The sequence below is a fragment of the Amphritea sp. genome (genome assembly GCF_016744155.1).
GTDB lineage: Bacteria > Pseudomonadota > Gammaproteobacteria > Pseudomonadales > Balneatricaceae > Amphritea.
The window spans coordinates 1-9,229 of the sequence record NZ_JADGEW010000046.1; the positions used below are offsets into that span (position 1 = coordinate 1).

Here is a 9,229-nt window from a genome sequence, read left to right on the forward strand (position 1 = left end):
AGCATGATTTTGTCACAGATCTTTGTGGTAGAAAGTGTACCGCAGGCGATCGTTGAATCAATTTTTGAGATCACTGAAAACAAAGCTGTTTTATTAGTCTTGATTAATATTTTGCTCTTCTTGGTTGGCATGGTTGTTAATGATGTCACCGCTATTATTCTGATTGCTCCGCTGCTTCTGCCTCTGATGGGCGCACTCGGCATCAGCCCTATTCAGTTTGCTGCGATTATGGGAGTGAATACTGCGATGGGGGGTGTTACGCCTCCTTACGCTTCAATCCTGTATCTCGGTGCACGTATTGGTAAGGTGCCGGTAACTAAAGTTATCCGTCCTGCCATGCTACTGATTCTTACTGGTTACCTACCAGTAGTTTTCCTGACATCGTTCTGGGATGACCTGTCGATGTTTTTGCCTAACTTCTTTGGCTATTAAAAATCTAAAAACGAAAGAGGATTTTGTAATGAAAAAATCACTATTAACCACAGCGGTACTAGCGAGTACTTTAGCATTCACGACCATTAGTGAGGCTGCCGAGCTAAAGATTAGCCACATTCGTCCTCAGGGCGCGACGATTGATCTGGAGCTTCAAGAGCTTTCAGCTGATATCGAAAAGGCGACGGGCGGAGATTTAAAGTTGAAAATCTTTGCAGCAAGCGCCTTGGGTGATTACACAACAGTACAAGAGCGTATCTCCATTGGCGCCATTGATATGGCAGTACAGCCAGCCGCAACAGCAGCATCACGTAAAATGCAGATCAGTGCGTTTCCCTATATTGCAGCTAACTGGAAAGAAGCACAGAAGATTTATGGCCCAGGCGGCGCAATCAACAAAGCGATGAAAGAGCTGTATGCCCAGCAAGACATTGAGATGTTGGCGGCTTACCCGGTTTACTTCGGTGGCGTGGCTTTGAACCGTGATGCGGTTTCACCAGGTAATCCTGATGTAGCGAAAGGAATTAAAGTACGAGTGCCTGGAATTAAGAGCTTTCAGCTAACAGCAGATGCATTGGGTTATATCAGTTCACCTATTCCGTTCTCTGAAGCGTTTACTGCTGTGCAGACAGGCGTTGTTGATGGAGTGATAGGTTCGGGTGCTGAGGGGTATTACGCTTCTTTCCGTGATGTAACTAAAACGTACATCCCGGTAAACACACACTTTGAAGTCTGGTACATGATCGTAAACGCTGAAACACTAGCTGATTTGGATGGTGATGATAAAGCAGCTTTACGCAAAGCAGCTTCAGATTTTGAAGTACGCCGCTGGGCTAAAGCTGAATCTGATCAAACAGCTAACGAGAAAAAGCTAGAAGCATACGGAGCTACGATCGTTCAGTTAACGGATGACCAGTTAGCTGCTGCCGCTACAAAAGCACGTGCTGAAGTATGGCCACAAATTCTGGAAGACGTTGGCGCTGAGTGGGGTCAGGGTATTCTAGATCAGATCGCAAATTAAGGGCATTCGTTAACTCCCTAGTAAGTATCCTAGCTGGCCTACAACAGCTAGGAGGTTGGTCATGAAGACCAGCCCCAATGCTCAACCTGAAAGATGAAGGTTAGCATTACCTTTTTATCCATAAGTGTTTACCCGGCTTCATGCCTTTGTCCATCACTATTAAATATCACTATTTAATAAGGTATGTCGTCGGGATTTTTTTACCCAAAATCTGCCATTGAAGATAGGTGTTAGGTTATGTTTCGTTCACTAAATGACAAGGAAAATCAGCGTTCACTGATCAATTTAACGATCAATGGAAAGTTGGTGACAGCACCCCAAGGTCAGACAGTCTGGGCTGCTATGGCGTTGGCGGGTGAAACCTCTACTCGACTATCTCCAGTGACCCTTAAAGCTCGTTCGGCATACTGCGCAATGGGAGTATGTTTTGAATGTATGACCGAAATTAACGGGATGCCAAACCAACAAGCGTGCCTTTTTGAAGTAAAAGAGGGCATGGATATTCGCTTCCAAGAGATTACCGAACAAACTTCTTTGTTAAATCCTTCTGATTCCGTATCAACGTTGACTGAAAATGTTGGAGGTAATCATGATTAATAATATTGAGACTCCTTCCATAAATAATAGTTATGACATCGCTATTATTGGTGCAGGCCCGGCTGGCATGTCTGCTGCAATTACTGCAACAAAAGCCGGCGCACGCGTTGTCGTTCTTGATGATAAGCCCCGCAGCGGTGGCCAAATTTACCGTAATGTAGATGCCAGCCCCTTGGCTAAACCGACCGTATTAGGCGCAGATTATCTTAAGGGAAGTGAAATTACAGCCGCCTTTAAGCGCTGCTCTGCTGAACATATTAGCAGTGTTAATGTTTGGCATGCGGGTGACAACGGCGAGTTATTATTTTCATTAGAAGGTGAGACTCAACGACTGACAGCGCGACAGATTATTGTTGCAACCGGTGCTATGGAGCGTCCGTTCCCGATTCCGGGTTGGCACTTGCCTGGTGTGATGTCTGCGGGTAGTGCTCAGGTGATGCTTAAATCCGACGGCCTGGTACGTGACGGTGCAGTGTTTGCCGGTACAGGCCCGTTGTTGTACCTGATAGTGGCTCAGTACCTGCGCTTAGGGGTTAAGGTCAAAGCGCTGGTGGACACCACACCAAAACAAAACTATCTCAGTTCTATGTCTGAAATCACAGGCGCGATGAGTGCGCCGAGAATGTTGATTAAAGGCCTGGGGCTGATGAACGAAATTCGAAAGTCAGATACCAAAGTCTATCGCTTTGCCGAAGGCCTTGAAATACAAGGCGAGGAGGCATGCAAAGGCTTGTCTTTTAGCATCTCCGGCAGCAAACATGAAATAGTTACCGAGCACGTTTTTTTGCATCAAGGGGTCATTCCCAACCTGAATATGACACAAGCACTGGGCCTGAAGCACACCTGGTGTGAGCAGCAGTTATGCTGGACGCCAGAGACCGACAACTGGGGGCAGAGTTCACAGGGCGTTATTGCGGTAGCGGGTGATTCCAGCGGTATTGTGGGAGCCGAGTCTGCCGCCGCTATGGGGCGTATCTGTGCGCTACGTCAACTGGTCAATATCGGGCTAATCACCGAACAGCAAGCTGACCATGAAGCTGCTGATGATCTGCGCTTTATGCGTAAGCAGCAACATTTCCGTCGTTTTATCGATCGCTTGTACCGACCTTTGGACCAGCACCGTAAGCCGACGAATGACCAAACCGTGGTGTGCCGTTGTGAAGAACGGACGGTCAAGGATCTTAAACAAGGTTTTGCTCTAGGGGGTCGTGAACCCAATCAACTGAAGAGTCAGACCCGTTGTGGAATGGGCCCTTGTCAGGGGCGGATGTGCGGTCATACCGTCAGTGAACTACTGGCCGAGTGGCGTAACGAGCCCGTCGCCGATGTGGGCTATTACCGTCTGCGATCACCTATGCGCCTGGTAACGTTGCAGGAACTCAGTCGTTTTACCAACCTAACACCTGTATCTACTGTCGATAGAGCCTCTTCCGGAACATCAGACTCCGATGTTGAAGCAAATAAAGAACAGGAGCTAGCACAATGACAACACACAAAAGTGAAGTGCTGGTTATTGGTGGAGGCATACAAGGCTCCTCAACGGCTTATCATCTGGCGAAGCGGGGAGTGTCGGTCAGAGTGCTCGAAAAGGATACCGTGTCGCGCCACGCCTCGGGTGTAAATGCCGGTGGTGTTCGTCTGCTAGGGCGCAATCTTGCTGAGGTTGAGTTAAGTAAGACAGCTATGGAGAGATGGCAGCAACTGGATGATGAGTTGGATGCCGATACCGGTTTTCGAGCTCGCTCACTGATCAATATCGCCGCCGATGAAACCGATATGGAGACTCTACGTAGCCGTGAACAACAGATGCATGAGCTAGGCTATTTTCATGAAGTGATGCTAGACCAACATGAGCTACGCGAGCGTCTGCCCCATGTGGCACAACATTGTATCGGTGGTGTCGTATCAGAGCAGGACGGTTATGCTATTCCGTTCCATTCAACCCAGGCGTTCCGTATTGCCGCAGAAAGAATAGGGGCGATTTTCTGTGAGGGTGAGCAGGTACAGAGTATCCGTAAAGTAGGGGATAGCTGGTTAGTCGCAACTGAAACCCAGAAGTACCAAGCAGAACATCTGGTTAACTGTGCCGGCGCTTGGGCAGACCTTATTTCAGTGATGATCGGTGATAACGTCCCTATGTCCTACAGCGCGCCAATGCTGATGATCACTGCGCGGATGCCTCACTTTGCTACACCAGTGGTAGGCGCGGTAAGCCGACCACTGTCTTTTAAGCAATTTGAAAATGGCACGGTGCTGATCGGCGGGGGTGCTAAAGGTTTTGCCGATCGGGCAAATAACACCACCCGCCTGGATTACAGTTTATTAGCCAGTGGCGCGCACCATGCAATCGAGTTCTTCCCGATTATGAAAACCGCCTGCATTAACCGGATGTGGTCCGGCTTGGAAGCCTATATGCCGGATAACCTCCCGGTGATCGGCAAGAGTATCCGCGCTGATAAGGCTTACCATGCCTTTGCATTCTCAGCCCACGGTTTTCAGCTGGGGCCTGTGATTGGTGAGGTCTTGGCAGATCTGATCACTGAAGGCGAGAGTCGCTTCGATTTGGAGCCGTTTCGGGTTAATCGTTATGAACGTAAAGTTCTTTAATCCATAGCAATCTATCCCCGCTATGCCAGTACTAACATTTTAAAAGCTGAATTCATTAAGAGAGATCAACAATGACAATTGAACGCATCGGTTCAAACGACCGCATGAGTAAAATAGTAAAACATAACGGTACTATCTATCTGTGCGGCCAGACCGCTAGTGCAGATGAGTGGGACACAGCAGAGCAGACTCGCCGTTGCCTAGAGCAAGTTGAAGGCCTGCTGATTGAAGCGGGCTCATCAACTGACAACATCTTGTCCGTCACCATTTATGTACGTGATATGAAAGATTTCGCTGCCATGAATGAAGTATGGGATGCCTGGGTTGCAGATAAGCCAAAACCAGCCCGTGCCTGTGTTGAAGCTCACATGGCCCGTCCAGATGTATTGGTTGAGTTGTCGGTTATTGCTGCTCAGTAATTATCCAGAATAGTAAGACTAAAAAAAGAGACCTGCAGGTCTCTTTTTTTGGATAAAACATAGAGTCAATGGTCACCTCTGTTATCGTGATGCTTCTGTCATTCGCTACAATAATTTTACAACCTTGGTTACGCTTTAGAGAGAAGTAAGCTCGCTAAGGTTCAGAAACCCTAAGAGCCCAGGAGTTCTAAAGTGTGTATGAGTCATCAGGCAGTAGAGCAGTTACCTGGCCTTAAAACGGTTATACAAGTGACAGTATCGCGGGGAGAGGAAAGGTAAGCTTGAAGTCATTACAACTTGTAGCATCGGTACAGCGCAGCCCTATGGCGCTAATGAATACACTATCGAATAGCAGGCACGCAAAAAAGAGCAGACAGTACCATTTATCGGCATCTACTCATTACACTGTAAAACATCTGAATTTAAGCAAGAAAATTCATATTAACGACCGGCCCTAGATTGTCCTGGACCGCCTATCATAGCGAAACCGCTATGATAGGAATCTATTAAAGCTTTAGATTGCAGCCGTAGGTAACTTAAGCTCAATGATTTGCTCTGCGGCAGCTTCAGATACTTCATCCGGGATACCGATATCGGTACTCCAAGAAGCTTTATTGCCATCAACGGCATTCGCTATCACGCTGGTACCCGTTTCCCGGTCCAAGCAGCGTATGCGTGTAGTGTCGTCATCAGATTTATCAGAGGAGAACTGAAAGCCTGTAAAGAATAATTCCCATCGCTTACAGGAACTAACATAAAAAGCATCAGTTTCATTATGAGAAGCAGTCAATTCAGACTTAGCTGTACGCAATGACTTGCGAGAACCGGCCAATTCCTTTTTTTGTACGTCAAAATCAGCGCTTTTAGCGGCTACTTTCTTTTTGAGTTCTGCTACATTTTTCTTTAAGCGCTCAGGGTTTAATCCCTTCAGTGCTTTTAATTCAGTATTTGCTTCACGCAGTTCTTTCTTAACTTTTTCAAGTTCAGAACGAGTTTGGCTAGCTTTTTTATCCACTACAGTTAGTGCTTCGAGACGCGCGATGGCGTTCTGATCTGGCATGTATAGTCTCTTTATTGATGTCTGGTTATTTCTGGGCCCTATTTTGAGCTAAAACCCACTAACTTTCACTATATATCCATGCATTTTGCTGATTTTAGTGCAAAATTTAACCGCCATAAGCCATATAGTTAATTTAAAGGCCTCTATGCCAAGAAATAAACCTTAGTAGCACAATAAAATCACAGTCTATCCGGGAAATTTTAGTCATTCTTTAAGTTCAAAAATTAAAGTTATAGGTAAGAGACATAGCTAAAAGATGATTCATCAGATAGAAGCCTGAATATCACCCCGGACGAGAAAGTCACTGAAGCTCATTACCTACATTGTTAAGCAAGGGCCTCCCGCTAGCTCAGACCTCGTTACGTTAGTGCCAGAGACAGAGATAGAAAAGTACGGTGAGCTTTTACCTGAAGAGCTATTAATAGAGAATTATGAGCAATTAGCTTTTTATCTGAAAGGTACAAGGAATTGGCTAATTCCAATAAGCGAGGCTGGCGAAGTGTTAGTACCTGAATGATCACCAGGTTTGATTGATGTTGTTTTATACGTATCCGTACCAGAAGCCAAAAAAACTGCGGTTAAGAGCTAGTCGCTACATAATAGACATAGGTGATTACAGGCAAGGCATTACCTTTAGAAAGCGATTTAACCAATTGTATTTAACGCAATTAATCTTTACTTAAGGCTCAGCAAGGGATCAAACCAGTATCGCATTTAAGTTAAACCTCTTGGCCCTTAGCACTCGAAGCTCGCTCCATATTATCTGAATCAACGTAAAGCTCGTCGGTGGTTCTGATGCTACCGTGTCCCAGATCTGCCTGAACATGCGCAAGGTTTCGACCCGCAGCTACTTCCATCGATGCACCGGTATGTCTCAACCAGTGTGTCGTGGCTGCACGAAGCTCTGAAGCCTCTATATCAAAGCCATCCTTTATGAGGGAATGGCAACCTTCATTCAACGCGTACTCGACAATATTGCGTAACTGGCGACTGCCAAGGCCACGATTATTTACTCGGGATTCAACGACGGGCTCAACTGAATCTTTAGAGGGAAGGGGAGTAAGGCCTCTATGTTGACGGTAGCGCTGAAGAAACACGATATATTCATTGGAAATTGAAACATCCCGCTCTTTAGAGCCTTTACCGTATGTGCGAAACCACCAGTTACCCTCGTGATCACGATGAAAGTGAGACATAACCGGTAACCAATTGGGTCTTTCAGAAAGTTCTGAGATACGTAATTTAAGCGATTTTAAGGTAGCAACAACAAATAGGGTCCTTTCATGCTGCGGGTCAGCGTCTGCGATAGCCTTTGCTGAACTGAGCAAATACTCCCATTGAAGCTCAGACAAGCGCCGGGCAGTATTGATACCCGTTTCTTGTCTCAGATAGGGGCAGTTCTTCTTAACAATTGGAATATGATTACCCGGCGCATAATCTTCAGCCATTAAGTAATTAAAAAAGACGCTGAGATTAGAGAACAATCCCTGCCAGGACTTAGTATTAAGCCGCCCTTTACCAGCCCCAGCTGAGCGGAAAGGGCGCCAATCCCTATTCGGCTCACGCGTGCCATTCAGGCTGCAGAACCTGTTTTGTGTAGTTTCTCCCTGCCAGTGAGGGTCTGGACTGGCGACGAAGTCCGTGTACTCCTCAAGATCACGTCGACGCAAAGCCACGATTGATTTCTTTTTGATCAACCAGGACCAGAGTAAAAGTCGTTCAGCATCGCCTCTAAACTTATCATAGGTATCACGGCTCTTTTTACTGTAGCTACATAGGAAATCCTTGGTGTAGCGGTAATCTTCTAAAGCGCCTTCAACCTGGACACTGATAACAAAGGATTCGACAGCGGGCGCCTGATCCGGAAACAGTTCATTCCTGGGTACCTGATTAAAGTGTTTAGCGGAATCAAACAACGGAAGGCCGGGAAAGTTTTTGGTCGACACAGTGATGTGAGCCTTAGATAGTTACCAGAGATAAGCGCCTAATTGTATGTGTAGGCTCACTCAATTACCAGTAGTGTCTACTACTGGTAATTGGATAAAGCTCTTTATGAGCGCCTATTAAGGACAAGCTTTAACTAAATTCACTTTGACTGGACTAGCTCGCGGCTGCATCAATAAACTGTTGAGAATGCCTGGTCTTTAAATACATACCCGTTGGATTTGATCGCCACCCACGTATGGCGTCGTTTCAGTACTTGCTTATAGAAATCCAATAACCTGAATGACCCGGTCAAAAACCAACAAGGCTCACCGCTGAATAAAATCCCTCGGTATAGAGCTCTTAGATTACGTTGTGTGGTTTCACAGAAAATTAAGCTGCTAGCAAGTTCATCTGGATTGGGTCACCACAAAAGCATGGGCTTCGTTACAGCACGACGTAATGACCAGAATAACTCTGTCACAAACCAGCCAGGTTTACGCTGATTGGAAAACATAAATATTGAGATCTATGGTCACTCCACGTGATTCATAGAAAATGAATCTGCCGGCAATTTTTTCTAGAACTAAAACCGGCTAGATTTCACAGAGCAATGGATCTACCCAGAAGACTCAAAGCTTCGACGCTGTCCGCACCTAACTAACCAAACAAGCACCAGGCACAAATAGAGCATGAGCTTTTAGCTTTAACTAAACGCCTAATCGCAGTTCACAGAATTGTGCCTCGGTTCGGGTAGTCATTCGTATCTTACGTTTTTGAATTCATCGAGCACTAAAGACTCAATCTAAACATTCGGGGTTTCATGCAAAAGAGCATTGCACTGAGACCGGAATTTCTAAGTCAGGAGATTTCACGCAGCGACATCTTACCCCTGAAACTTAAATCTTCGACGCTCTCCGCACGACCTCCGCACGATATAGAAATAGCAGTAAATCAGCCCAGTTGTTCGCATAACTTTGATTACGTTAAATGCCTACCTATAACGATGCGGACGAGACCAAAGGGGCACCGCCTATCATATCTATAATTATCCTATTTAACATAATATACATTATGCGCAATTCAATATCTATCAAGAAGCCTGTACTTTAACGGCCTCAGACGACTGTAAGCGCTTATTAGCAAGATGATCTTTGAGGGTATTTATCA

At 45.9% G+C, this 9,229-nt stretch carries 8 protein-coding genes; 6 read left to right on the forward strand and 2 right to left on the reverse strand.

The window, feature by feature from the left end:
• From QZZ54_RS19080 to QZZ54_RS19105, 6 genes are all read left to right on the forward strand, one after another.
• Positions 1-432, forward strand: a 432-nt coding sequence (locus tag QZZ54_RS19080) for a TRAP transporter large permease subunit (protein ID WP_290705794.1), incomplete at its 5' end; no start/stop codon positions are given.
• A gap of 28 nt (positions 433-460) precedes the next feature.
• Positions 461-1,453, forward strand: a complete 993-nt coding sequence (gene dctP / locus QZZ54_RS19085; protein ID WP_290705796.1) for a TRAP transporter substrate-binding protein DctP — start codon at positions 461-463, stop codon at positions 1,451-1,453.
• A 237-nt stretch (positions 1,454-1,690) separates the two neighbouring features.
• Positions 1,691-2,050: a (2Fe-2S)-binding protein gene (locus QZZ54_RS19090; RefSeq protein WP_290705798.1), complete on the forward strand. Its 360-nt coding sequence runs from the start codon at positions 1,691-1,693 to the stop codon at positions 2,048-2,050.
• Complete coding sequence (locus tag QZZ54_RS19095) at positions 2,043-3,536, forward strand: FAD-dependent oxidoreductase (RefSeq protein ID WP_290705800.1); 1,494 nt, start codon at positions 2,043-2,045, stop codon at positions 3,534-3,536. Before QZZ54_RS19090 ends, QZZ54_RS19095 begins: the two co-directional genes overlap by 8 nt.
• Positions 3,533-4,657 (forward strand): FAD-binding oxidoreductase, encoded by a 1,125-nt coding sequence (locus QZZ54_RS19100; protein WP_290705802.1) that lies wholly within the window; start codon positions 3,533-3,535, stop codon positions 4,655-4,657. The genes QZZ54_RS19095 and QZZ54_RS19100 overlap by 4 nt, the downstream gene beginning before the upstream one ends.
• A 71-nt stretch (positions 4,658-4,728) precedes the next feature.
• Complete coding sequence (locus QZZ54_RS19105) at positions 4,729-5,076, forward strand: RidA family protein (RefSeq protein WP_290705804.1); 348 nt, start codon at positions 4,729-4,731, stop codon at positions 5,074-5,076.
• Between the two features lie 514 nt (positions 5,077-5,590).
• Here the strand turns inward: QZZ54_RS19105 and QZZ54_RS19110 are convergent.
• Together QZZ54_RS19110 and QZZ54_RS19115 are read right to left on the reverse strand one after the other, a co-directional pair.
• Positions 5,591-6,136 (reverse strand): hypothetical protein, encoded by a 546-nt coding sequence (locus QZZ54_RS19110; RefSeq protein ID WP_290705806.1) that lies wholly within the window; start codon positions 6,134-6,136, stop codon positions 5,591-5,593.
• Positions 6,137-6,855: 719 nt separating this feature from the next.
• Complete coding sequence (locus QZZ54_RS19115) at positions 6,856-8,082, reverse strand: site-specific integrase (protein ID WP_290705808.1); 1,227 nt, start codon at positions 8,080-8,082, stop codon at positions 6,856-6,858.
• Positions 8,083-9,229 lie beyond the last annotated feature (1,147 nt).

What these genes read in the sequence shown, in the direction of transcription:
- dctP (WP_290705796.1), top strand. Translation starts at nt 461, where the DNA reads ATGAAAAAATCACTATTAACCACAGCGGTACTAGCGAGTACTTTAGCA.
- QZZ54_RS19090 (WP_290705798.1), top strand. Translation starts at nt 1,691, where the DNA reads ATGTTTCGTTCACTAAATGACAAGGAAAATCAGCGTTCACTGATCAAT.
- QZZ54_RS19095 (WP_290705800.1), top strand. Translation starts at nt 2,043, where the DNA reads ATGATTAATAATATTGAGACTCCTTCCATAAATAATAGTTATGACATC.
- QZZ54_RS19100 (WP_290705802.1), top strand. Translation starts at nt 3,533, where the DNA reads ATGACAACACACAAAAGTGAAGTGCTGGTTATTGGTGGAGGCATACAA.
- QZZ54_RS19105 (WP_290705804.1), top strand. Translation starts at nt 4,729, where the DNA reads ATGACAATTGAACGCATCGGTTCAAACGACCGCATGAGTAAAATAGTA.
- QZZ54_RS19110 (WP_290705806.1), bottom strand. Translation starts at nt 6,136, where the DNA reads ATGCCAGATCAGAACGCCATCGCGCGTCTCGAAGCACTAACTGTAGTG.